The organism is Nostoc sp., assembly GCF_036917775.1.
In the GTDB taxonomy this organism is placed as follows: domain Bacteria; phylum Cyanobacteriota; class Cyanobacteriia; order Cyanobacteriales; family Nostocaceae; genus Nostoc.
Map to the genome: position 1 here is coordinate 78403 of NZ_JBALEQ010000021.1, position 25407 is coordinate 103809.

Sequence of the window (25407 nt, forward strand, 5' to 3'; positions counted from 1 at the left end):
TTATTAAATAGGGGAGCAGGGAGCAGAGGGAAGGGAGCAGGGAGCAGGGAGCAGGGGAGGTAGGAAGACAAGGGGACAAGAGGTGAGAACTTGAAACAAGTCTTTCTCCTTGTCCCCAAGTCCTCTTCCCAATTCCCAATTCCCATTAATTCCGATTAGCTTTCCAATTTGCTAGATCGGTTAAAGAGCGATCGCGGTAACGTCCGTAACGCTCTTGTTTACTTTTGATTTTCGCACCCAATTCGGGAAAAATCCCAAAATTGGGGGGCATTGGTTGGAAATGCTTTGGCGAAGCGGAACTAATAAATTCCAATAACGCACCCATCATTGTTGTTGGTGGCAAAACTAAAGCTTCTTTACCCAAAGCTAGCCGCGCTGCATTAATTCCCGCCAAACAGCCACCCGCAGCCGCAGCAGTGTAGCCTTCAGTACCAATCAATTGTCCAGCAGCTAACAACGTTGGACGTTCTTTAAATTGCAGAGTAGGGTGCATTAGCTGAGGGGCATTAATAAAAGTGTTGCGGTGCATAACTCCCAACCGCACAAACTCCGCCTTTTCCAAACTGGGAATTAGCTGAAATATCCGCTTTTGCTCACCCCAACGCAGATTAGTTTGGAATCCTACCATATTCCACAGTTGACCGGCTTTGTCTTCTTGTCGCAACTGCACCACAGCATAAGGACGTTCCCCGGTGCGAGTATCTGACAATCCTACTGGCTTTAGGGGGCCGTAGCGCATGGTATCTTCGCCACGCTGTGCTAGTTCTTCAATGGGTAAACAAGCTTCAAAAAATTTCGCTGTTTCCCGTTCAAAACCTTTGAGTTCTATTTGTTCCGCTTTACAAAGTTCTTCTCGAAAGTGCAAATACTGCTCTTTATTCATTGGGCAGTTGAGATAAGCGGCTTCACCTTTGTCATAACGTGATGCCATAAAAGCAACGTCACGGTTAATCGATTCTCCCACAATAATCGGACTAGCGGCATCGAAAAAGCTCAGGTATTCCATCCCCGTAAAGCGCTGCAAATCTTCGGCTAATTCGGGGCTGGTTAAAGGTCCAGTTGCCAAAACCACAATTCCTTCAGGAATCGCAGATACTTCACCCCGGCGAAATTCAATTAAAGGATGATCTGCTAAAGTTTGAGTCAAGTCTTGGCCAAATTGTCCCCTGTCTACCGCTAGCGCCCCTCCCGCAGGTACGGCGTGTTCATCAGCTTTGGAGATGACAATAGAACCAAGTTGACGTAATTCTTCGTGCAATAATCCCGCCGCGCGATCGCTTGCCATTGCCCCAAAGGAATTACTACAGACTAATTCTGCCAAATGTTCTGTATGATGAGCAGGACTGAAACGTTTTGGACGCATTTCATGCAGAATTACCGGTACTCCAGCTTGGGCTATTTGCCACGCTGCTTCAGTTCCAGCTAGTCCACCTCCAATTACTTGTATCGGTTGTTGTTCCATAGCTAAATTTTTAGTTCCTGTATTATTAAGTATCCACCAGCATCACAGAAGTAAATTAAATAAAAAGTCATGCTGACTATATAATCAGCGTAAAACATGGTGGATTAACAACACCAGATAATCTCTGCTATGCCTGTATTTTATATAACCTTCAAAAAAGAACTGATTTAGAGCCAAAAATTATAAATTATCTGTATCAATTCCCTTTTCTTTGAGTTTAGCTAACAATTCTTGATAGCGATCGCGCTCTTTTTCTAATTCTTCCAAAGCCGCTTCCTTTGCTTGACGTTCCTGTTCCCGTAACCGATCAATTTCTACGGGACTCAAAAACTTCTGCCCAGAAGGGGAAAAAATTTCCAGTGTATCCGATGTTAGTTGAAAACGGATTCCCAAACGCGGACTTACCCAGCCATTCATTTCTTCAATGACTTCAAAACTATCCCCAGAACGGAGCAAGCCATTTAAATCGTTCTTAGCCGGATCGTAAATATAATATTCTTCCACGCCGTAACGCTGGTAAAACTGCAATTTTTTAGTCATTTCTTTGAGGGTGTTACCTGGCGATAGAATTTCAAATACTACCTGTGGGGGGATATTATCTTCATCCCATTGTAAATAAGAACCCCGTTTTCCTTTTGGTCTGCCAAAAACTACAAGCGTATCAGGTGCTTGTTTAAGATTCGGGCTTCCTTTAACTGGATACCAAAACAAATCTCCGGCGATAAATACATCAGTTGTCGATGCAAATAGGATTTCTAAATTTTCTTTAATTTTGACAATCCATGCAAATTGTTCTGTATTATCCGCCATTGGCTGTCCGTCGCTTTCCGGGTAGATGACTTCGATTTGGGTTTCTGGTGTGACTTGTTGTACCATTGCTGCACCTCCAAGTATGGGGTTTTTAGCTGATATTTATAGTTGAGATGGCGATCGCTTTAATCTAAAATGCTTAGACGCAAAAAGGCTTGTCGCCAAACATCGCTTGTCTGAACTTATTCATTGAGAGGCGTTTGGTGTACTGCTTGCTCGACTTGTGCAACATCCAAATCTAACGCCTGTGATATTTGTTCCACACTTAAACCTAGTGCTAGCAGTTTAGGTACAGCTTCTAACTTTGCCTCAAAACGACCTTTTTGTTTGCCTTCTTGTTTAGCTTCTTGATAAACCCGTGTTTGCTTCAACTCACTTAACCCAAACATCGCTTCTATCTCCTCTCGACACTATTAATTTAGAGGCGTTTGGTGTACTGCTTGCTGGACTTGTGCAACATCCAAATCTAACGCCTGTGATATCTGTTCCACATTTAAACCTAGTGCTAGCAGTTTAGGTACAGCTTCTAACTTTGCCTCAAAACGACCTTCTTGTTTACCCTCTTCTTTACCTTCTTGTTTAGCTTCTTGATAAACCCGTGTTTGCTTCAACTCACTTAACCCAAACATCGCTTCTATCTCCTCTCGACTTATGTTAGGCAATTTATAAACTAGGATTGTCTCTATTAATTCTAGTAATTCTTTTTGTGGCAGTTGCAAATTTACCGCTTGTTTTGTACGGTTAATTAGTTCTCTGGCGGTGGTAATAGTTGTATCTTCATTTTCAATTACTAACTTGATGGTAGCAATACCTATTGGTAGTGATGCAGCTTCACCTAGTTCATCCAAGTAAATTATACTAATACGATCGCTGTTGAAAAATTCGTGGCAATCTTGTCGTTCACCAGTATCTATATTCCTCCTGGGATAAATCACCACTCCTCGCCAAGAATTTTTAGATTTCTTTTGCCGCAAATAGAGAAATACTTCTGAAACTAGACGCAAATAAATATCTGAGTCTGGTTGAAATTGAACTTCAACGAAATAAATCGGATTTTCTTGGTCTTGAGTAGGAAGAAATACACCATCTATTCTAAAGGCAGTTTGTTTGATTTCAACTGAAGAGAATTGATAGGTATTCGCAGTCTCAGGAGGATTCCCAATCAGTTCAAAGAATATACTAGGGAATTCTTGAAATAAACGATAAAAGATGCTGTCAGTTTTCACTCTGGATGTTAAAGCACAATTTTGAACTTCAGCAATTTTATAATGTGCTGCTCTCTGATTGCATAAATTATCCCAGATGGAAAACTAGCTATTTAGCAGCTTTTTATATTTTTTGATCGTAAATTCCATGCTTATGGAAATTTGCGATCGCGCACTTCCACGGCATAATCTTGCACAGCCTTGGTAATCGTCTCTCGCAAGTTGGTGTAAACCTTGGCGAATGGTGGATGTTTCTCAGACAGTCCGATTACATCTGAGGTAACTAAAACTTGTCCATCGCAATGAGTTCCTGCACCGATACCAATTGTCGGAATACTAAGTTTTTGTGTAATCTGCATTGCCAAATCTGCGGGGATATGCTCTAAAACTATAGAAAATACACCTGCTTGTTCGAGAGCGATCGCTTCAAGTAAAATTCTTTCACTCGCTTCTTGGGTTTTTCCTTGTTGTCGCAAACCCAGTTGATGTACCGATTGCGGTGTCAAACCTACATGACCCATTACCGGAATTCCAGCTTCTACCAAACGAGTAATAGTTTCTGCGATCGCTGGATAACCACCCTCCAATTTTACCGCTTGAGCGCCCGTTTCCTTCAGTATCCGCCCAGCTGAGTGCATTGCTTGTTGAAGACTTTCTTGATACGTCAAAAATGGTAAATCTACAACAACTAATGCCCGTTTAACCCCACGACGCACAGATTTGGCGTGGTATATCATCTCATCCAAAGTTATCGGCAGTGTTGTTTCATACCCTAAAACTACTGCCATAGAGTCACCCACAAGGATTAAGTCTACACCAGCTGCATCGATGAGTTGAGCGATCGCATAATCCCAGGCGGTCAATGCCACAATTGAACGTCCCTGTTGTTTCCATTGAATTAATTGCTGGGTAGTGATTGCCATTTTTTGAGTGCTGAGTACTGAGTGCTGAGTTAAGAGTTAAGAGTTAATAGTTACAAGTTAGAAGTGAAGATATAAGTTAGGAGTTAGCAGTGAAGATAGGAGTCAATAGTTGAGAGTTTAATTTAATTCATAACTCCTAACTCCTAACTCCTAACTCTTAATTTGTCATTTAACAGCGCGACTGAAAGCAATATGGGTTTTTGCACTGTCTGTTTTAGGCATTAACCAAGCCAGACCTTCACTAGTGCCGATCCATAGTTTATTGCTGATGTCAGGTACAAGGGCAAGAACCCGACTAGAAGGAAGTCCAGCAACTTCTGCATCTAACACAGCGCCTGTATTTGGATTTAATCGTAACAAACCATTGCTAGTTCCAACCCAGACACTACCATCTTTAGCAAAACGTACCGCCGTCACATCACGCCCACGCAGGCGAGTCACAGACCGCAAAACCGCACCAGTTTTTGGGTTAATGACTAGTAAATTATTCGGCATTCCCGCCCAAATTAAGCCTTCTGGACTGATAGCTAAAGCTTGAACAGTCGTCCCTGGTAAATCAGCAATCCGCTTCATAATCGAAGCACTAGCAGTATTTACCCGCACCAATCCATCAAGAGTGCCAACCCACAGTTGACCTTCAGCATCTAAAGTTAGGGTGTTGGCGCTGACACCAGGCAGATTTTTTACTGTTGTCATAATCAAACCTTGGTCAGGACTAATTAGGGCTAAACCACTATCAGTTCCAGTCCACAAATAACCCCGTTTGTCAAGTAACAGTGATAAAACCCGTTTAGAAGGCAAAAATAAATTCTGTGCAGTGATTTCATTGGTGCGAGGGTCTACTCGAACTAGTCCGCCATAACTTCCCACCCACAAACGTCCTACTTTGTCTTGGGCTAAAGCACCAATGGCAACATTCGGTAAGCTAACACGAGAAATAATCTTGCCAGTTTTAGGATCAATCCGCGATAGTCCTCGCCAAGAACCTACCCAAAGATTGCCTGTAACATCTGCTAGTAAGTTACCAACACGATAATCAGTTTCTGGTGAATTTTCTTGCACTCCGCGCTCATCTGGCAAAGATTCTACTCGCGGTGGCGGCGCAGAAGGTGGGTAAGCGGGCGTTAAATCAGATGATTTGATGTCAGGAGTTTTTTGTGCCCATCCCATACCTGGCACAGCTATTAACCCAAAAAAGATAGAAGTAATCAATAAACTAGTACGCTTGCAAAATAATACCACGGTGACATTTCCTTTGGAGACAGTACCCATAGTCATTACCTAAACTGGCTTTGGGTTAATTTCAGTGTTCCCCTAGTTGGGATTTTTTAAACATTGGGGATTGGGGACTGGAGAATAAATATTTAGGAATACTTTCTTATTACCCAGTCCCAAAACACTATTGATGACACCTTGTAAAGCGTTTGTAATAAAATGTTAAATCATTATGTAATAACAAAACTAAATATATAAGTTCAAAACTTTGAAAGAATAACTTATCGAATTATTGATATATTGTGGAATAAGTTACAAATTACGTGGTGTGCAATTTTTTATCTTTCGCTCACCACTCTGCTAAATCTCTGTCAAGTAAATTCTTTTCTGGTATCTTTTCCATCAACGGGGAAGATAGAAGGAGTGTAGAGGTGGGAATGTCTGCCAGCCAGTCCAATCCCCTGAATACCTCGATTTGTAGGGGAATTATCTAAAATAAAGCCGCAAAAAGCGGGAGTTTTGGTGAAATTGAGAAGGTTTAGTCGGGTGCGAAAAAGAGGTAAAAAAGAATTTTGATTCGTATAAAGAGGAAACAGTAGAAGCGCTAGGTCGTGTACCCCTAGAAGGGGATAACACTGGTGAGGAGGGCTACCACCGCTACCAAAGTGTCCGCCGCAAAAAAACTGCAACCCTTGGGCAAAAACAACCCCTAACAAAAATTTTTCCCGAATCTTCTCCCCGATGAAGGGGGGAAAAAAGGGTTTAGGGGAAGTTGTACAAAACGTGATTTGATAATTAATTAAGAGTGATTTCAGGGAAGGATAAAATATGTCTTACGCTCAAACGAAGACTCAGAGCAAGTCTGGGTATCAAGCCGGGGTTAAAGATTACAGACTAACTTATTACACACCCGATTACACACCAAAAGATACCGATCTTCTAGCTGCGTTCCGCATGACACCCCAGCCTGGTGTTCCTCCCGAAGAAGCAGGTGCGGCTGTAGCGGCTGAGTCTTCCACAGGTACTTGGACAACTGTGTGGACAGACTTGCTCACCGACCTCGATCGCTACAAAGGTCGTTGTTATGACATCGAACCAGTTCCCGGCGAAGACAACCAGTACATCTGCTACGTTGCCTATCCTTTGGACTTGTTTGAAGAAGGTTCTGTAACCAACGTATTAACCTCAATTGTAGGTAACGTATTTGGTTTCAAAGCTCTGCGGGCACTACGTCTAGAAGATATTCGCTTTCCAGTAGCTTATATCAAGACCTTCCAAGGGCCTCCTCATGGTATCCAAGTTGAGCGCGACAAGTTAAACAAATACGGTCGTCCTTTGCTGGGTTGTACCATTAAGCCCAAATTGGGTCTATCTGCTAAGAACTACGGACGCGCTGTATACGAGTGCTTACGCGGTGGTTTAGACTTCACCAAAGACGACGAAAACATTAACTCTGCACCATTCCAAAGATGGCGCGATCGCTTCTTGTTCGTAGCTGAAGCTATCACTAAAGCCCAAGCTGAAACTGGTGAAATTAAAGGTCACTACCTCAACGTCACCGCCCCCACCTGTGAACAAATGTTGCAACGGGCCGAGTTCGCTAAAGAACTCAAACAGCCCATCATCATGCACGATTACCTAACCGCAGGTTTCACCGCCAACACCACATTGGCTCGTTGGTGCCGCGATAACGGTATCTTGCTACACATTCACCGTGCTATGCACGCTGTAATTGACCGTCAAAAGAACCACGGTATCCACTTCCGTGTATTGGCTAAAGCTCTACGTTTGTCAGGTGGTGATCACATCCACACCGGCACCGTAGTTGGTAAATTGGAAGGTGAGCGCGGCATCACAATGGGCTTCGTTGACCTGTTGCGTGAAAACTACATTGAGCAAGACAAGTCTCGTGGTATTTACTTTACCCAAGACTGGGCTTCTCTACCTGGTGTAATGGCAGTTGCTTCTGGTGGTATCCACGTATGGCACATGCCCGCGCTAGTAGAAATCTTTGGTGATGACTCCGTACTACAATTTGGTGGTGGTACTCTGGGACACCCTTGGGGTAACGCTCCTGGTGCAACTGCTAACCGCGTTGCCTTGGAAGCCGTTGTTCAAGCTCGTAACGAAGGCCGTAACTTGGCTCGTGAAGGTAACGATATCATCCGCGAAGCTGCCAAGTGGTCTCCTGAACTAGCTGTTGCTTGCGAACTGTGGAAAGAAATCAAGTTCGAGTTTGAAGCAATGGATACCGTCTGATCTGAGTTAACAGTTAAGAGTTAAGAGTTAAGAGTTAGGATTTGCATTAATTCATAACTCATAACTCATAACTCATAACTCTTCAGGGCTGGGGTCAAGCATGAATCTTAAGCAAATTGCGAAGGACACAGCCAAAACTCTCCAAAGCTATCTGACTTATCAGGCTCTAAGGACAGTATTGGCACAGCTAGGCGAAACTAATCCGCCATTAGAACTTTGGCTGCATAACTTTTCGTCTGGCAAAATTCAAAATGGTGAGTCATTCCTTGAGCAACTGTTGCGAGAAAAGCCAGATTTGGCATTGCGGATCATGACTGTCAGAGAACACATTGCCGAAGAAATTGCAGAGTTTTTACCGGAAATGGTTCGCACTGGCATTCAGCAAGCCAATATGGAACAGCGTCGCCAGCATTTAGAACGCATCACACAAGTAGTAGACACATCTAACCCCAGTCTGCAAACAGAACAGCAAGCAACTTCAGATCCGAATTTGGATAACTTATCCAATTAGTTCGGTCAACCTAGTAGTAAAAAATCGCAACCCATTATCAAAAGCTATGCAAACTTTACCAAAAGAGCGTCGTTACGAAACCCTTTCTTATCTGCCACCCCTTACTGACGCTCAAATTGCCAAGCAGATTCAGTACATTTTGAATCAAGGTTACATTCCAGCGATCGAGTTCAACGAAACTTCTGAGCCAACAGAATTATATTGGACAATGTGGAAGCTGCCTTTGTTCGGTGCTAAATCCACTCAAGAAGTATTGAGCGAAGTTCAAGCATGTCGTTCTCAATTCAACACCAGCTATATCCGTGTTGTGGGTTTTGACAACATCAAGCAGTGCCAAATTCTCAGCTTTCTTGTTCACAAACCTAACAAAGCTACCAGATACTAAAGCTAGCGAGCTTTAAGTAATTAGTTTATCCCCATAGGAGAGGTAGAATTATCTGCCTCTCCTATTTATTTATTAAATTTGTTTTGAAACGCAGAGCAACGCAGAGAATAACTCAGTGTCTCTTTGCATAAACCTCTGCATTTTTTTAATATAATAAATGGAATTACAACATCTGCCGGAAGTAAGAATTTGCTTTGTTGGTGACTCCTTCGTTAACGGTACTGGCGACCAAGAATGTCTTGGTTGGACTGGGAGAGTATGTGCTAATGCTAATAAAAAAGGTTATGACATTACTTACTATAATTTAGGAATTAGGCGTGATACGAGTACTGATATAGCAAAGCGTTGGTTACAAGAAGTATCACTGCGATTACCGAAAGAATATGATGGCAGAGTTATATTTTCTTTTGGATTGAATGACACAACATTAGAAAATGGTAAAACTCGTGTGGATTTGGCAGATTCTATCAAAAATGCCTATGAAATTTTAAGTAAAGCTCAAAAGTTATACCCTATTTTTATAGTTGGCCCAGCACCATACGCAGAACAAGAAGATATTCAAAGAAGGAAGAGAAATATTGATTTATCTAAACAGTTTGCTTTAATTTGTAATGAATTAAATATTCCATATTTAGATGTTTTCCCGATATTAGAAAAATCAAATATCTGGATTAATGAAGCAAGAGCTAATGATGGCGCTCATCCTAGAGCAGGAGGTTATGCAGAATTTGCAAAAATTGTGGAAAATTGGGATGCTTGGTTAAATTGGTTTCCCTAAAGTTTAGCAATGAGCAAACAGCGATCGCCCTAAGTTATCCTATAAAAAAAGGGGAAATAATTGCATGGCCAAAAAAAGGAACAAGGCCGATTACGGTGAATAATATAACCTACCGTTGGACTGTTAAACCCGATAGCGGTTACATAAAGTTGATTGTTGTACGTGAACCCCAGACAGGACAACGATTGGCTACGATATTTCCTTATCGATTGATGGTTATTCCTTTGATTATTCCTTCTGTAGTACGTTCAGTTATCTTGCTAGCTTTGGAGCAAGGTTGGCAACCAACTGAGCGAGGGTTGAAAGAATTTTGCATTTTTGATGTCGATAAGCAAGCAATTCCCAGTTTTGAAATTCTCGGAAAAAAAATATATGCAGCATATTCCTCTAACTGAAGCATCTAAAAATTTACCCGACTTAATTGAAGCAGCACTCAGTGGTGAGGAAATTATTATTATCAAAGATAATCAACCTTTGGTGAAGTTAACTCCTGTGTCGCCACTTAAATACCGTCCTAAGTATGGTAGTGCCAAGGGACTTGTGACAATATCTGATGACTTTGATGAACCACTAGAAGATTTTAAGGAATATATGTAATGAGGCAGCTACTGGACACTCATATTTTTATTTGGTTTGTGATGGGTGATCCAAGAATCAGCGTTAGTATGCGATCGCAAATTGAAAATAACGATAATCTACTGAGTATTGCTAGTGTTTGGGAAATGGCAATTAAGCACAGCATTGGTAAACTCAACTTTGGTCTGACTTTTGACGAGTTTATCGAACAGCAAATAATTAGGAATGGTATTGAATTACTGCCAATCACCATAGATCATATTACTGTTGTTGCCACGCTACCTTTACATCACCGTGACCCATTCGACCGAATTTTAATTGCACAATCGATAGTGGAAAATATACCCTTACTGAGTGCTGATAAAATTTTTGATCTATATCCAATAAGACGTTTATGGTAAATAGCGTTGCTTTTCTACCAAAAGATAAATAAACAGTCATCACCAAAAAAACTTAACATTACTTTAGGCAGTGCTAGGCAAAGATAATTTTATGGGTTACTACATCGCTCCCCGCTTTCTGGACAAATTGGCTGTCCACATCACTAAAAACTTTCTAAAGCTTCCTGGCGTGCGAGTTCCCGTGATTTTAGGTATTCACGGACGCAAAGGTGAAGGCAAAACATTTCAATGTCAATTAGTCTTCGAGAAAATGGGTATCGAAGTGACTAACATCTCTGGCGGCGAATTGGAAAGTCCAGATGCAGGAGATCCAGCGCGGTTGATTCGGCTGCGCTATCGGGAAACAGCAGAACTGATCAAAGTACGCGGCAAAATGTGTGTACTGATGATTAACGATTTAGATGCGGGGGCTGGACGCTTTGACGAAGGCACTCAATATACTGTAAATACGCAGTTGGTGAATGCCACACTGATGAATATTGCTGATAATCCCACAGATGTGCAGTTGCCTGGAAGCTATGATTCCACGCCTTTACATCGTGTACCGATTATCGTCACAGGTAATGATTTTTCCACCCTCTATGCACCGTTAATTCGGGATGGACGGATGGAGAAATTTTACTGGGAGCCAGACAGAGACGATAAGGTGGGAATTGTCAAGGGGATTTTTGAAGCGGATGGATTGTCACAGAAAGAAGTTGAACAACTAGTTGATACATTTGTCAATCAGTCCATTGACTTTTTTAGCGCTTTGCGATCGCGCATTTATGACGAACAAATCCGTAACTACATCCATCAAGTAGGTTTTGAGCAAGTATCCTTGAATGTGGTTAATAGCGTTGAAGGGCCACCAGAATTTAAAAAGCCTGATTTCAGACTGTCTCACTTAATCGAGTCTGGTAACTTCCTCGTTGGTGAACAAAAACGGGTGGAAAATTCCCATTTAGTTGATGATTACAACCGACTGAATCGAGGTAGAAATTCTCAATCTGCACAGCCTGCTGCTGTAACACCAATTAATCAGCCGTCAAGCAATGGTGCAACTCAAGAACCAAAAACTAATGGATTCCAGAAACAGGAAGTATCAAGCCCACATTTAACCCTAGAGACACAAGAACAGATTCGGCAATTATTATCTCAAGGTTACAAAATCAGCATTGAACACGTAGATGAGCGCCGTTTCCGCACAGGTTCTTGGCAAAGTTGTGTTCATAGCCACATTGATGCCGAGTCTGATGCAATCTCAAACTTAGAGGCAACTTTGGCAGAATATAGCGGTGAGTATATCCGCTTAGTAGGCATTGATCCGAAAGCCAAGCGGCGGGTTTTGGAGACAATTATTCATCGTCCGCATGGGAAAAATTAGGAATAGAGAATTGAGAAAGAGCGATCGCTTTTGTCAATTCTCAAACAAGTGGAAAAATATGCTTCCTCAATTTCGGGACTTACGCAAAAAATAGCCCAAAGCTTAATTTTTTAGTAGGGACAATACCCTGCGGGTACTAACTCGTAGAGTAGCCGCAAAGCGTCTACATTAATTGCCCCTACCGCCTGTAGTTTTGCGTAAGTCCTAGATTTGATAGCTGAATCCTTATACCTTAATTACAGGTAGCAGCGGAAGCCGAGTTAACCTTTGTTAAATCGCCAGTAAATACTGCTGTGTATATATAAGGTGATGCACCAGAGCAAGTCATGGAGTTGGTATTAGTGCGGCGGGGAGTCCACCATGACTTTGCTTCCACAGTTAAATTTGTGCCATTCCATGCTAGGCTTCTGACTACTAAAGAGTTTGTATTTCCATTATCTGCCTTTTTAGCAGTTAAAAATGTGGCATAGTAAACCTCGCCATTGGCTGGATTAATGCGGGCTATAACTGCGACTTTTGGGCCGCCTCCACTACCATAGCTAGGCAACCAACGCCCAGTTGCAAAGCGGCGAAAATCATTACCAGTTTGACTGCCGGTGGAAGAGTAAACGCCATATAAAACACTCCCCCCACTCCAATACAATCCGTAACCTGTACCGTCATCATTCGTTGTTTCGTAATCAGTCCGACACCATGTTTTAATCCCATTATTAAAACGGATAGTTATAGGGTTTTTGTTCTTAGATGAGACTTGCTGATAACCAATGTAAATGGCTGAACTTCCACTAACTACTCTAGCCCCATTCTTAGATTTGATTGTCGCTTCACTATCATTACAACTAAATGTCACAGCATTCCCAATAGATGAATTTACTATTTCGGCAGAAGCTGGAGGGACTTTTTGGGTGAGGACGAAATCAGCTACTAATACGACAGATAAAGAGAAACCTGCCAAATATTTCTGAAATTTTTGAGAATAAATCATGATAAAAATCCGCCAAGAAATTGTAAGGGAAAAACACCGTATCACTATAAACTCTAATGAGAGTTTAGACAAGCAAAATTGTTGAAATTCGCAGATAGCAGCATTTTCAGCATTACGATAAATGAGGCTAGACGAGAAAATGCTTAACAGAATATACATGACATTGCATGGTATTAACTGTATATAACCTTTTCTTATCCAAAGAGCATCATTGAATAGATTGATGATCAATTCAGAATCTAGATGCTCTCTAAGAAATGCTGCGTGAGTATCTTGTTGGCAAAGCTAGACTAGATAGACTTGCGCCTTGTGTCACCACCACATCTATGATTTGGTGAGGTTACAAAGACTTCATTGGTTAAGAAAATTGCAGACTTGCTACTACTGCGCTATTCAATTTTTAAGCCAGAATTAATTCTTGATTCTGATTCTTCACTATTGAATTCTGTTTGATAAATTGCGACAAATGCTTTTAGAGAACAAATAATATTTGTTCTTTTTTAATCTCTCTTATTAGAAGATTGAATTCATATTTGAATCCATTGATTTCAGTCCAGCCGATCTTAAGTCAGCTTTTTATAGAATATGTGATGTCCGTTTTTGGAGGAGACATAGATATATTCCTTAAATGGGGTTCTAAAGTTAGTTTGGCTTAGTCAAGCTGTTTTTTGGTTCAGTAAAATTCGTGAATAATTTTATTTCTCATAAAACTAATACACTAATCTGAGTAATTTCTCTTAATTCAGATATTGGCTCTAGTTTTTTGGGCAATTGCTTCTTAGTGATGAATATCGGAATATTCATCATAATGGCTCAATTTTGTCTTATTTTATCAATACAGAGGGCGGGAATAGCTGATTAGAGGCTCTGCCTCCAGTGATACATTAATTCAGCAGCCCAGATGAATGTATTCTCATACGGAGTATGGGAACGAGCAAAACAGCAAAACTTCATCAAGCTAGGTTTTTAAGACTTGTGTATACACTGTAGACTTCTAAAAACTGGGAGACAACTCTACAAAAATTGTGTGTACACCTAAGTTGACAAGGAGAGATATGGTATTTTGGGCTGGAGGTTAGGTTATATATTGGACTCAACCCAGAAGCGCTAGAAATGCTGCTTCACTACGTCTAAGGGTGAACAATTCCAATAATCGATATGGGAGACAATCAAACCATCAGAGTTAAGACCTAATTCACTCCAACCAGGAATAGAAATCCGTGGCTTCCAGGGGAGAGGAGTATTCCAACTGAGTGTCCACTCAGTTTTGATTGTGTCTCCTAAACGTTGAATATTATGTAAGTCCATCTTGGGATCTAAAAACCAAGTTTGGATAAAATTAATCATTTTTTGATAACGTTTAGCACCACGAAATTTATTCAGTGGGTCTTGAAAATAAACGTCTGGAGCATAAATGCTGTAAGTTTGATTGACTGGGAATCTTTGATAGTCTTCTTTGAGAATTTCAATGATATCCATAATCGTCGCTTTATATTCGATGTCCTCGCTGATAGAGGATATCAGGTTTTTGGCAACTTTATAGTTTTGGGTACTAAATTCAACACAGTTAAAATACGGTTATAAATCGGGTCTATACGAACAAAACCCGCGCAGGCGGGTTTAAAAACCTTAAGTTTCTCTAGTCCAAGGAGGGAGACTTTGTTTCTGTAACTGTGAATTCCGTTCGCCAGGGCTTTTTGTTAACGCCAATGTTGAGGTATGTTCAGATTTTCCGGTAGGATTGTTGTGCGATCGCCAAATGCCTGTTCAATCTGCTGTAATTCTAGGTTCTCACATCCGCTCAAGTTTGCCCTAAAGAGATTAGTTTCTTGGAGGTTGGCATCTTGCAGATTAGCTGTACTGAGTAACACGCCTTCTAAGTTGGCCCCAGCAAGTTTTGCGTTTTGCAGGTTACTGCCAATCAGGTTTGCATCTTGGAGGTTGCTACCCTCGAAATTAGCTTCAAAGAGGTTAGCATCACAAAGAATTGCTCCTTCCAAGTTGGCATCACAAAGAATTGCTCCTTCCAAGTTGGCATCACAAAGAATTGCTCCTTCCAAGTTGGCATCATAAAAGATTGCCTTCGAGAGGTTTGCTTTTCTGAGAATTACGCCTTGTAAATTGGCTTCTGGAAGGGTTGCCTTCGAGAGGTTGGCTTCATAGAAGACTGACCCACAAAGATTGCTTACTGATAGGTCTGCCTCTGAGAGATTTGCTTGTGTAAAATTTACCCATTGTAAGTTAGCTCCTACGAAAATTCCCTTGGATAGATTAGCTTCCGTTAAGTCTGCATTACTGAGGTCTGTATTGCGTAAATCTAGTTTTTGATTTACCGGGTCTTTATGTGAATCGCGTCGTCCAATAACAGTTATCGCTGTTTGAATATCTGTAGGAAGTTTTGATGATACCTTTAACTCGTCCTCATATTTTTGATTTACCGGAGCATTCTCGCGGATAAAAGCAGCAAGAATTTCCATAATTGTCCAATGATCTTTCGGAGAATCTTTGGCAATTCGTTCTAAAGCATAAATTGCAGCAAACCGCGTTTCAATTTTTTCATTTCCTAGTTGTTCAATTGCTTTAGAAAAGCGTTCGGGAACAATTTCTTGGGGAGTTGGTTGCTTGTAATTAATACCAGTTACTATATTGTTATCCCAAGCTAGTGTTCCAGCAAGGATCTGCGTTAACAGGCTCTGATTTTCATCCAAAGAAAGTCTGGATGTATAGTAAGCATTAATTATTAATGCTAGTCCTCCAATAATGATCGCAATAGTTGTTAATGCTTGGGTGATATATTCTATTTTTTCTTGATTTGAAAGTCCTTGAATATTTTCAAATAACGAAAAGATTAGAGTTAAAGAAAAAATAAATATAACTGAGATAAATACCAGCAAAATCGTGAGTCCATTTGTCTTTATGAAAGATATGTTATGAGTCTTCATACTTGACTCCTTACGGAAATAAATTTAGGTTGATTTTAAGAGCATCCGTAAATATCTGATAGCGTACAAACACGGAACTACTTGATATATACTTAAATCTATTTCATAGAAATTATCTGATTACTTATTTTGTAAACATCTTCTGAAATGCGGCTTTATTGGCTGGTTTGCGATCGCAAAGACGACATCATGACTAGATTGCTGCGGATAGGCCTAATTAAACCTCGACTGCGGTGAGTGGTGAAACTTAGTGCAATCGAGGCTTTAAAGGTTGTTTTAAAAGGGTTTCACTGTGAATTTAGGCAGGGGGATTTCCGCAATCTGTTAACGCAAACCTAAAATTTCGGAAATTGCGGTAACAATATCCAAATAAAAGTTGCCTTTTACTGCGCGAAATAATTCAAATTTAGAATCAGGCGCACCAAAAAATGGTCTGAGAAACCATCCTAACTGCATACCAACAAAGGCATAAAGCAATAACCAGGATCTTAAAATAGTGGTGCGGGTTTTTTTACCGACTTCATCTTGTTGAGAGAGTAATTGCATCCCTTCATATAAAAATTTCACACCAAAGATGCCTGTAATACCAAAAATTAGCACATTCAGTAGTTTGAAAAATTGATAGGAATCTGGTGTAGTGATGAGAAAAAATAGTGTAACTGGTGCCAAACTAAATAAAAGTACGCTAATCACTGATACAGATGTGAGTAATACAACAAAATGCTGTAAAACACTGCTTCGAGAACCAAACAAAACATTAAAAAAGAACAAAGTCGGGAAACAAATAATCAGTGTGATTAAATAGAATACCGGAAGTTTAATCGCACCAGATAATGCCTGTGCCCAACTGTGGGATGCACCGATAATTGCTCCATAAAGGGCAAAGAAGATAGAACTCGATACAAACAAAGAACTGATTTTATTTTGTAATCTTATTCCCTGACGGATTTCTTCTAAAAAAGACTGGCGATCGCGCAATAAATTAACCAAAACACCAAATTGTTGAATTCCGCGATTTTTCTTATCAAGCATAAATTTATCTGTTCTATATTTTGTTGAATTACTAATGACTAATTACGGATTCCTAAAAGATAGCCAATAGCTTGAATAACGCTCAAATAGAAATTACCTTCTCTTTCGCGGAATAATTCAAAGGTAGAACCCGGTGTGCCAAAAAACGGTCTGAGAGTCCATCCTAACTGACTACCTACGAAAGCGTAAAGAAATAGCCAAAATTGTAAAATCTTTTGGCGTGTCTTACTACCTTCATCATCTTGTTCTAAAACTAAACTCGTCGCCTGATATAAAGACGAAATACCAATAAATCCAGTTAATGCAAAGATGAATACATTTAACAGAATTAAAAATTGGTAATTATTCGTAGTAATCAAGAAAAATAGAGTGATTGGTGCAAAGCTAAATAAAAGTACGCTTGTGACTGAAACCGCAGTTAAGACTAATGCTAAATGCTGTGCAAAAGTTCGCTTGGAACCAAAAATAATATTAGCAAAAAACAAAGTCGGGATACAAATTAGGAGTGTGATTAAATAAAGGGCTGGGAGTTTAATGGCAGAAGACAAAGCCTGCATCCAGCTATGGTATGCACCAATGATTCCGCCATACGCGGCGAGAAATAAGGAACTGCAAACCAGCAGAGAAATGATTTTAGTTGGTAATCTCGTACCTTGGCGAATTTCCTCCAGAAAACCTGGGCGATCGCGCAGGAATCCAATCAGGACTGCAAAGTATTTGATTCCTAATGATTTCCGTTCAATCATGTTATCCTCACACTGATAAAATTCTAAGTTTCATCTGAGTAATCACCGCCAGAACCATACTTCCAGGCATCAACCAAACGATGCCAATAATATTGTTGTTCATTTGGTTGATTCTTAATCCATGTTTCTAACATTGGACTCGACCAAAACAAGGCAGTATATACACCTAAATTACCGTAATGTAACGTCCAATCTAATAAACTTCCTAAACCTACTTGCGGAATGATTTTGGCAACGATTCCCGGATGAGATAAACCAGTTTTTAACAGTGTTTGGGTCAGCGCCGAAAACTGCACTATATCCTGTAAAAATGGTTTTAACACTGGTGTACCCAACTGTTGCATTTCTTGAAATACCGCAGAGAGGAGTTGGTTAATTTGATCTGGGGCAATTTTCTGATTTATACCAACACTCATCGCTTTTTGAAACAACCAAGTAACAGTTAGACTTGGCTGATAGGGTTGCAGCAGTGCTAAAGCTTTTACAGATAATTGTTCTGTTTCTAGCGCTTCGTAAATGCCATAAGTTAAACGCTTCAGGTGACGCACCATTGCCCCAAAACCACCAAAACTTAAGGGAGACTGACTACCACTGCTGTCTCCGGCTGGTAAAATGCGATTCCAAGGAGTTTTGAGAGGACTTTGGCGATAGGTAGGAAAGAAGCCAAATAACGCCCGTTGAAATTTCAGTTTGCTCAATTCCACTCCCTGATATTCTGGTAATAGACGCAGATATTCTTCAAACAAAGTTTCTAAACTCAAACGTTGGGGATGTGCATCCATATAGGTAAACAAATAAGTGGTTCTGCCATCCCTGGCTGGGAAAGCTTCCCAGAAGTACTGACATTGATTTTGCAAAGGCGTAAATGATAACAACAAGTCGCCTGAGTTATTTTCCGCAAAACCTTGGGCACAACTTCCGACAACTAAGCACAGCGCGTCTGGTTTTTTGCCTTGGCGTGCTTGTTGGCTGATTGGTGAAAGATGTCCCATTGCGTCGATTAATAACCGAGTTTTGAATTGGTTATTTACCATCACCCCATCTGGATGAACCACTGCTTCAGTAAATGGTGTATTTTCTAACAACTTCCCACCCACGGTGAGAAATCGGGTCTTCAATGTAGCCAGGAGATAAACTGGATCTACGCCAATATTCAAGACATCTTCTACCCAAACTTCTGTACCGCCATCAAAACTAACTCGCGCTGGGTTATATTTAGTTGCGATCGCACTCTCTAATTCTTCCTCAGTCAGCAAGTTCAATTCCACAAACACATCTAGTTCTTTTCGAGAGATATTCCACTCTTGTTCTCTCCCCCGCAAAATTCCCCGTTCCATCAACGCTACCCGCAGTCCCTTCACCGCCAAGGCACAACCAATTAAAATCCCTAAAGTGCCACCGCAGATCAGCACATCAAAGTCTACAACGCCTAAAGGTTGTTGATTTTCTTTAACTAACTGTGGTGCGGGTGCGGAGTTTTCGCGCAGAGATGTGAGGATGCGATCGCTTTGGCGTAATCCTGCTAAAACATCGCCTGGTAATTGGGAAAGAATTTCTTCAGTTAAAGACATTTTGGAAAAATTCAACTCTACATTCCAAAACTACCTGAGAATGAAGAAAGTAGATATGATCGTGACACTCCCACCCGTCCCTTGAGGAACTGGAGACATAAGTATGTCCACTACAAAACCTGTAGAACGTCTGTATACTTTTAAGAAATATCTCACCTACGATGATGGCACTGACAAGCGCTATGAACTTGAGGATGGGGTACTGCTAGAAATGCCTCCAGCCTCAGATTTGCATGAAGCGATCGTTACTTTCTTGTTGATTCGCTTCTATCTAGAAATCCAACGACTAGGGTTAGATTGGCAGGTTCGTCCTAGCGGTACTGGCGTTCGTACCTCTGTCAAAAAATCCCGTCTCCCTGATTTAATTGTGATGACTGAAGAACAGCGACAATCTATTCAGGGTAAATCGGCGGTGCTTGAGTTACCTCCACTGTTGACAATAGAAGTGGTTAGCACTGAGTCTGTGAAGCGAGATTATCAAAGGAAACCACTTGAGTATGCAGCCTTTTCTATCCCTGAATACTGGATTGTTGATCCTCTGGAAGCAAAGGTGACAGTCTGCTTGTTGGATCAGGGACGTTATAACCAAACAGTATTCACAGGAAACCAGCAAATATATTCTCCGACTTTCCCTGAGTTAGCACTGACAGCCCAGCAGGTATTAACGGCTTAGGGGTTTTTTATTCAAAAGACCTCACGTTAAGTTATCCCAAACCGAATAGTTTTGCGATCGCAGGCAATAATTTATTACCAGCTTCAACCAGGGATGCGATCGCAGGTAAGCCAGTAAATATCCCTTTCAACATGGTGATTGCTGTCTTTGCAGTCTTCTGCTTAGTCGATTCTTGGGGATTTTTACCCGCTTCTGCTAAACTGTTCACCTGTTCTAGCGCTTCGGCTTTGTCTTCTTCTGACAAATACGTGGATTGGATGATTGCATCTTGCAACTGCGACAATAATTCTTTGATTCCTGGTTTTTCGGCATCGGTTGCATCAGGTAACTGATTGAGGGCAATACTCACGTTACCGCTAATGGTTCCTAGATTAGCAATAGAATTATTGCCAGCGATACCGCTAACATTACTGCTGCCTTCAATATTGATGCCGCTAATATCTGACACGTTAGTATCTCCTTGTGTATAAAATTTCGGCTGCTTGAGAGCAGTATCTACCATATTTTCTAAACTAATAATGCGCTTATCTTTTTCTACCAGCAATAATTGCTGACTCTGCGATAAAGCTTTGAGTTGATTATAATCATCAAAATATTCAGCACTCAGTTGAGATTTATCGCTACCTGCGGCGGTTTTGGCTCTGAGCAAGATTTTATCATCGCCGCGTTTCTCCATTGCCACGATTTCTAACTCGGCTTCGGGATGGTTTTCGGCGAGGTTTTTGAAAGCTATGGCAACAGCGCGGGGGTCAACGCCTTGATTATGGTAAAGGTCGAGGGTGTCAAAAATTGGCTTGATAAAGTCGGCAAAATCTCCGTCTGCAAATATCTCTTGTTTATTATCAGGTTTGCGGAGAGGATCGGGGTCTTCTTTGGTTGGTAAGCGCATGAAGATATATTCACACCTCACCCCATGCAATTTAGTTGTATTGGTAATGCCCCAATCTTCGATGTACGCGCCTGTGAGGGTTGCACCTGTTAAATCTGTGCCGTCTAGTTGTGTTTGCTTCAGCTTTGCTCTTGACAAATCGGCATCTTGCAAGTTTGCTTCACTTAGATCGGCTCCGATAAAACTGGCATCTGCTAAGTTAGCTTTTTGTAAGTTGATACCCCGCAGGATTTGACGGTCAAAGTTTTTATCCTGTCCCTGTCCTGTAACCAGCAGTTGACGTACTTGTAAGTTTTGCAGATAAGTTGAGCCAGGACGAACGCGATCGAGCATTTTGGCTTGATGCCAACGGCTACAGATAAGAATAGTGTTTCGGAAATCTGTACTTTTGAGTGTGGCTTGGGTGAAATCAGCATTGGTTAAGTCAGCGCCACGAAAACTTGTACCTCCTGTTGCGGCAAAGGCAACAGCAATATTGCGAATTAAGGAGTATTTTTGATCTCCTTTCATGGCTCGCCAGCTGATGTAAATACTAAATAACGTTCCGGCTCCGGCTACGGCTCCGCCTTCACCGGAGGTGGAGGCGACAGCTAAGGCAACGGCTAAGGCTCCGGCTAAGGCGAAGGCGAAGGCTCCGGCTAAGGCTCTGGTGAAGGCTCCGGCTAAGGCTCCGGCTAAGGCTCCGGCTAAGGCTCCGGCTCCGGCGAAGGCGACGGCGACGGGGACGGCTCCAGCAACGGCTCCGGTTCCGGCTCCGGCAACGGCAACGGCTCCGGTTCCGGTGACGGCTAAGGCGACGGCGACGGCGACGGTGACGGTGACGGCTCCTAAACCAACTATTATTCCTTGCCGAATCGTGATGACGAAAAAGACAATCAATGTTACTAGAGCAACCCAGCCCGCAATTTGGTTCTCACTAGATGAGCTAAATATCCGCGACACCAAGACATTATTGAAAGCCCAGAGAAATCCTGACAGTCCCGACAATAAGAATGAGATAATAACTAAACCAATTACCCAACGTCGTTGCAGTCCAGCTTTGGCATGGCTGAATTTTGCCCCTGTCAGGTTGGCATTGGTGAAGTTTGCCCCTCGGATATCGGCATAGCTAAAGTTTGCACCCGCAAGGTCTTGTCTACCTTTGAAGTTGCGTCCTCGGAGATTTTGACCGGAGAAGTCTAAAGCCATGTTTCACTTTACGGAGGTGAGTAAATTTTACTACACGCTCACCCCTGTAAATTCAAGAATGGTTAGATATTTTTCATTAATGGAGTTCAAAGACTCGTTCACGAGTATAAAAGACTCATTAACGGAGTTCAAAGACTCATTCACGAGTATCAAAGACTCATTAATGGAGTTCAAAGACTCATTCACTAGTATAAAAGGCTCATTAATGGAGTTCAAAGACTCATTCACGAGTATAAAAGACTCGTTAACGGAGTTCAAAGACTCATTCACGAGTATAAAAAACTCATTAACGGAGTTCAAAGCCTCATTCACGAGTATCAAAGCCTCGTTAACGAAGCCTCATACCATTTTCTAACCGCCCTTTTAACCTTAGTGGTTGTTTGAAAATTATTTAGCTGTGACTTTAAACACTTTTAAATCCCCTCCAACATACCTTAGAGGATGTTTTAAAAGTCCCCTTATGGGTATCAAAAGTTCAGATCCCCCTAAATCCCCCTTAAAAAGGGGGACTTTAATTCCGGTTCCCCCCTTTTTAAGGGGGGCTAGGGGGGATCTAGAAGTACTTAAAAGCACAGCCAAACACTTTTAAAACATCCTCTTAAAAAGTTAAACGCTATTAGCAAATTCCATAATACTGTTGTTTAAAAAATAGGGGGTAAAACCCCTCAAGCCTCAAGCTTTTAACTCTGCTAAAGCAAAAAAATACCCCAATTAGAAAATTTAAAAACCTGCCAAAATGGCAACCAAATTCTAATTACCCAAGTTAAATTGTACGAAGATAAACGACTTCAAGGGTTTTTATCAGGGACTACCATAAAAGCAAATTAAATTTGTAAAACCCTATTTATTTACTAAATGATTTCCAAGAAACTATCTCTACTAAATTATTTGCAGAGTATTTTTATCAGCAGATAAATATCAATAATTAGGTTTAGCCTTTGCTGCAACAGGAATATTAAATATGTATGGACGTTGTTGTTGAGATACGCATTAGCCCCTAAATAACGGGCAACGTCTGTATACATTCCTGTTCACTTCAGCAGCAAATGGCAGAGTGGGAGTTTGAAGCTGACTGATATGCTTCCTCCCACTCTTTTTTATTTATAAGACTAGCGCGTGTTTTCAAAGTCTTAGAGGTTATTTGAAAAGTGTTTCGCTGTGACTTTAGCCACTTTTAGATCCCCCCTAACCCCCCTTAAAAAAGGGGGGAACCGGAGTCAAAGTCCCGCAATTTATCGGGGGATTTAGGGGGATCTAATTCTATGTTGACTTAGAAGTTGTAGCCAAGTCCTAGTTGTAACCCTACATCAGTTTCATCCATAAAAGCAGCATTGACAGCGCCATTTAACGTAAATCTAGAACCGAGAGGAATGTCTACACCACCAGTTAGCAGTAATCCAAAATCAGTATCGAGATTAGCTTCGATCGCTACACCAGCACCTATATAAGGAGATATAAAGAAGGTTCGGTCGCCCACATCAGCAGAGGCACGAGGAGTAAAATCTAAAGTCAAGGGAACCAAAAACACTGTATCATCCCCAAATAGCACCGATGGTCGCACTGAGATATTGCGTGTCAGACCAATTTTACTAATTACAGTAAAGTTACCATCGCTTAAGGCTGTATCACTGCCGCTCAAACCAATGTTACCGCCAACCCCGATATAGCTAGGGCCACCAAGAGTAGTTCTACCTGGTCTAACAGCAGGCGGTGTTCCATCTGCATTTCCTGTTGGTGGTTGATTTAACTGACTGATGTTAACATCAGGCGGGACAAGGACTTGGTTAATTGCATGGATAACACCATTGCTAGCTTTAACATCCGCCTGGATAACTCTGGCATTATTCACCGAGATTTGATTGCTAGCGCGATCGATTTGAATATTTACAGGTCTTTCTTCAGCAGTTTGCAGTTCCCCAGCCGCGAGTTGACTAGAAGTGACTGCACCAGGAACCACATGGTATGTCAAAATCTTAATCAATGCTTGTCTATTTTCTGGTTGCTGTAACTGCTGTAAGGTAGCAGCAGGTAGAGCAGCAAATGCTTGATCGGTGGGAGCGAAGACTGTATAAGGGCCTGGCTGTTGAAGAACATCTGTTAAACCAGCTGTCTTTAATAAAGAAGTGAGAGTTGTAAGAGAACTACTGGATGAAGCAAGAGTCACAATATCGCTACCAGTTTGAGTCCCACCAACAATATACTGACTAGCTGGAAGATTGCTAGCAATGGGTTGCACTCGTCCCTGTTTAGCCAAAGCTTGATATAAGAGTGCCGCAGCTTCAGCACGAGTTAGAGGTTGTTGGGGATTGAGTTGTTTTACATCTGGATAATTAACAACAATATTGGATTGTGTTGCAGTAGTAACACTAGCAACGGCATACTGCGGGATGCTTGAAGCGTCGGTGTAGTAGGTGTTGAGATCAGTGCTGGCTCCAGTGCTGCTAGCAGTCAAGCCTAAACCACTCGTTAAAGCAACAAGCGCCTGTACCTTGGGTATTTGTTGATTTGGCGAAAACACGTTCCCAGGATAGCCTGCCAAAAATCCAGTTTCGTAGGCGTACTGAATTACAGAAGATGCCCAATAGCCAGCAGGAACATCACGAAATCCACCTGCGCTTAATTGCCGAATTCGGTTTTGATTAGGGAAAGCTTTTTGAATCAGGGCGGCAAATTCAGCACGAGTTACGGCTTGATTTGGTCTGAAGCTGCCATCAGGAAAGCCAGCAATCACATTATTGTCAGCTAGGGCTTGAATGAAGGGACGCGCCCAATAATCTGAGGAAACATCAGATAAGTTAACTGTTGAAGTTGGAGATGGTGTTGCAGGGGATGGTGTCTCAGATGGCGATGGAACGGCATTTTGAGATGAAGCTGGGGTAGAAATTACGATGGGAGTTATTGTAGCAGCTGTCATTCCCAGAACTAGTAAAGCAACCCTTGCTGATGGCCAACGAAAAAAACTAAACATAGAAATATCCTCTTTCGAAATTCTTGGATTGACTATTGGAAAATACTGTGTGCAAGGTTAAGTTAATACAAATATCCAGATGAGTGCTTGGTTTACATCGATTATGGATGGGAACCCCAAATACAACCGTTAACTCTGGAAAATCAAAATATTGGACATTATGAGTAGCTGCTCTGACATCTCATCACATTTATCCAAATGTTCATCACAAATAGTATTATGTTCCTATTTGATTTTTGAAGAACCGCAGATAACACTAATAACGATAATCAGTGATTCTGTGGTAATATCCTACGTTGCAAAAATAAATATCCTTAGAGCGAGTAGACGATTTTATCGGTTCTAAAATCGCCGTCAAGCAGTACGAAAATTGGCTTTTAATAGCCGTTTCTTTATAGTTGCCGACGCGGGTTAATACCGTCAATCTCAATACATCACGATCTTTAACAAGGTTTAAGAAGTAGCAATGTATTTTGACGATATGATGTATTATTAGCCTTTAATCGAGATTATACAACTAAC

At 41.3% G+C, this 25407-nt stretch carries 23 protein-coding genes and 1 pseudogene; 9 read left to right on the forward strand and 15 right to left on the reverse strand.

Going from position 1 to position 25407, the window contains the following annotated elements:
- Window positions 1–145 precede the first annotated feature (145 nt).
- The 7 genes and pseudogenes from trmFO to V7K69_RS03170 all read right to left on the reverse strand — a co-directional run bounded on the left by trmFO (window position 146) and on the right by V7K69_RS03170 (window position 6331).
- Window positions 146–1462, reverse strand: coding sequence for an FADH(2)-oxidizing methylenetetrahydrofolate--tRNA-(uracil(54)-C(5))-methyltransferase TrmFO (gene trmFO / locus V7K69_RS03140; protein WP_335031334.1), 1317 nt, complete (start codon window positions 1460–1462; stop codon window positions 146–148).
- Between the two features lie 180 nt (window positions 1463–1642).
- The gene (locus tag V7K69_RS03145) at window positions 1643–2338 is read right to left on the reverse strand and encodes a Uma2 family endonuclease (RefSeq protein ID WP_335031336.1); all 696 of its coding nucleotides are present in this window, start codon (window positions 2336–2338) and stop codon (window positions 1643–1645) included.
- Between the two features lie 116 nt (window positions 2339–2454).
- Window positions 2455–2679: pseudogene (locus V7K69_RS03150) on the reverse strand (Rpn family recombination-promoting nuclease/putative transposase); the annotation flags it as partial.
- Between the two features lie 6 nt (window positions 2680–2685).
- Window positions 2686–3498, reverse strand: coding sequence for an Rpn family recombination-promoting nuclease/putative transposase (locus V7K69_RS03155; protein WP_335031340.1), 813 nt, complete (start codon window positions 3496–3498; stop codon window positions 2686–2688).
- 131 nt (window positions 3499–3629) lie between these two features.
- Complete coding sequence (gene panB / locus V7K69_RS03160) at window positions 3630–4400, reverse strand: 3-methyl-2-oxobutanoate hydroxymethyltransferase (RefSeq protein ID WP_335031342.1); 771 nt, start codon at window positions 4398–4400, stop codon at window positions 3630–3632.
- A gap of 165 nt (window positions 4401–4565) precedes the next feature.
- On the reverse strand, window positions 4566–5678 hold the full coding sequence (locus V7K69_RS03165) for a ligand-binding sensor domain-containing protein (RefSeq protein WP_335031344.1): 1113 nt from the start codon (window positions 5676–5678) through the stop codon (window positions 4566–4568).
- 308 nt (window positions 5679–5986) lie between these two features.
- A complete protein-coding gene (locus V7K69_RS03170) occupies window positions 5987–6331 on the reverse strand; it encodes a hypothetical protein (RefSeq protein ID WP_190934077.1) in 345 nt (114 codons plus the stop codon).
- A gap of 112 nt (window positions 6332–6443) precedes the next feature.
- Between V7K69_RS03170 and V7K69_RS03175 the strand changes: the two genes are divergently transcribed.
- The 8 genes from V7K69_RS03175 (at window position 6444) to V7K69_RS03210 (ending at window position 11891) form a co-directional block, all read left to right on the forward strand.
- Complete coding sequence (locus V7K69_RS03175) at window positions 6444–7874, forward strand: form I ribulose bisphosphate carboxylase large subunit (protein ID WP_265269768.1); 1431 nt, start codon at window positions 6444–6446, stop codon at window positions 7872–7874.
- Window positions 7875–7974: 100 nt separating this feature from the next.
- Entirely contained in the window at window positions 7975–8385 is a 411-nt protein-coding gene (gene rcbX / locus V7K69_RS03180) for a RuBisCO chaperone RbcX (RefSeq protein ID WP_335031347.1), read from the forward strand.
- A 46-nt stretch (window positions 8386–8431) separates the two neighbouring features.
- On the forward strand, window positions 8432–8770 hold the full coding sequence (locus V7K69_RS03185) for a ribulose bisphosphate carboxylase small subunit (RefSeq protein WP_335031349.1): 339 nt from the start codon (window positions 8432–8434) through the stop codon (window positions 8768–8770).
- Between the two features lie 157 nt (window positions 8771–8927).
- Window positions 8928–9548 carry a GDSL-type esterase/lipase family protein gene (locus V7K69_RS03190; RefSeq protein ID WP_335031351.1) on the forward strand — a complete coding sequence of 207 codons (621 nt, stop codon included), beginning with the start codon at window positions 8928–8930 and terminating at the stop codon, window positions 9546–9548.
- The gene (locus tag V7K69_RS03195; protein ID WP_335031353.1) at window positions 9536–9943 is read left to right on the forward strand and encodes a hypothetical protein; all 408 of its coding nucleotides are present in this window, start codon (window positions 9536–9538) and stop codon (window positions 9941–9943) included. Before V7K69_RS03190 ends, V7K69_RS03195 begins: the two co-directional genes overlap by 13 nt.
- Window positions 9921–10145 (forward strand): type II toxin-antitoxin system Phd/YefM family antitoxin, encoded by a 225-nt coding sequence (locus tag V7K69_RS03200; protein WP_335031355.1) that lies wholly within the window; start codon window positions 9921–9923, stop codon window positions 10143–10145. The genes V7K69_RS03195 and V7K69_RS03200 overlap by 23 nt, the downstream gene beginning before the upstream one ends.
- Entirely contained in the window at window positions 10145–10525 is a 381-nt protein-coding gene (locus tag V7K69_RS03205) for a type II toxin-antitoxin system VapC family toxin (protein WP_335031357.1), read from the forward strand. The genes V7K69_RS03200 and V7K69_RS03205 overlap by 1 nt, the downstream gene beginning before the upstream one ends.
- A gap of 91 nt (window positions 10526–10616) precedes the next feature.
- Window positions 10617–11891 carry a ribulose bisphosphate carboxylase small subunit gene (locus V7K69_RS03210; RefSeq protein ID WP_335031358.1) on the forward strand — a complete coding sequence of 425 codons (1275 nt, stop codon included), beginning with the start codon at window positions 10617–10619 and terminating at the stop codon, window positions 11889–11891.
- Window positions 11892–12123: 232 nt separating this feature from the next.
- On the opposite strand, the gene V7K69_RS03215 is transcribed toward V7K69_RS03210, so the two are convergent.
- From V7K69_RS03215 to V7K69_RS03240, 6 genes are all read right to left on the reverse strand, one after another.
- Entirely contained in the window at window positions 12124–12876 is a 753-nt protein-coding gene (locus V7K69_RS03215; protein ID WP_335031359.1) for a hypothetical protein, read from the reverse strand.
- Window positions 12877–13983: 1107 nt separating this feature from the next.
- Entirely contained in the window at window positions 13984–14355 is a 372-nt protein-coding gene (locus V7K69_RS03220; protein WP_335031361.1) for a DUF2358 domain-containing protein, read from the reverse strand.
- 221 nt (window positions 14356–14576) lie between these two features.
- Window positions 14577–15818 (reverse strand): pentapeptide repeat-containing protein, encoded by a 1242-nt coding sequence (locus tag V7K69_RS03225; protein WP_335031363.1) that lies wholly within the window; start codon window positions 15816–15818, stop codon window positions 14577–14579.
- 324 nt (window positions 15819–16142) lie between these two features.
- On the reverse strand, window positions 16143–16850 hold the full coding sequence (locus V7K69_RS03230; protein WP_190934108.1) for an actin-binding WH2 domain-containing protein: 708 nt from the start codon (window positions 16848–16850) through the stop codon (window positions 16143–16145).
- A 38-nt stretch (window positions 16851–16888) separates the two neighbouring features.
- Complete coding sequence (locus tag V7K69_RS03235) at window positions 16889–17596, reverse strand: actin-binding WH2 domain-containing protein (RefSeq protein WP_193949385.1); 708 nt, start codon at window positions 17594–17596, stop codon at window positions 16889–16891.
- A gap of 23 nt (window positions 17597–17619) precedes the next feature.
- On the reverse strand, window positions 17620–19167 hold the full coding sequence (locus tag V7K69_RS03240) for an FAD-binding oxidoreductase (protein WP_335031366.1): 1548 nt from the start codon (window positions 19165–19167) through the stop codon (window positions 17620–17622).
- A gap of 103 nt (window positions 19168–19270) precedes the next feature.
- Here V7K69_RS03240 and V7K69_RS03245 point away from each other — a divergent pair, with 103 nt between their 5' ends.
- Window positions 19271–19840 carry a Uma2 family endonuclease gene (locus tag V7K69_RS03245; protein WP_335031368.1) on the forward strand — a complete coding sequence of 190 codons (570 nt, stop codon included), beginning with the start codon at window positions 19271–19273 and terminating at the stop codon, window positions 19838–19840.
- Window positions 19841–19871: 31 nt separating this feature from the next.
- Here the strand turns inward: V7K69_RS03245 and V7K69_RS03250 are convergent, their stop codons facing one another.
- The gene (locus V7K69_RS03250; protein ID WP_335031370.1) at window positions 19872–21917 is read right to left on the reverse strand and encodes a pentapeptide repeat-containing protein; all 2046 of its coding nucleotides are present in this window, start codon (window positions 21915–21917) and stop codon (window positions 19872–19874) included.
- A 1270-nt stretch (window positions 21918–23187) separates the two neighbouring features.
- Entirely contained in the window at window positions 23188–24885 is a 1698-nt protein-coding gene (locus V7K69_RS03255; RefSeq protein ID WP_335031372.1) for a fasciclin domain-containing protein, read from the reverse strand.
- Window positions 24886–25407: the final 522 nt, after the last annotated feature.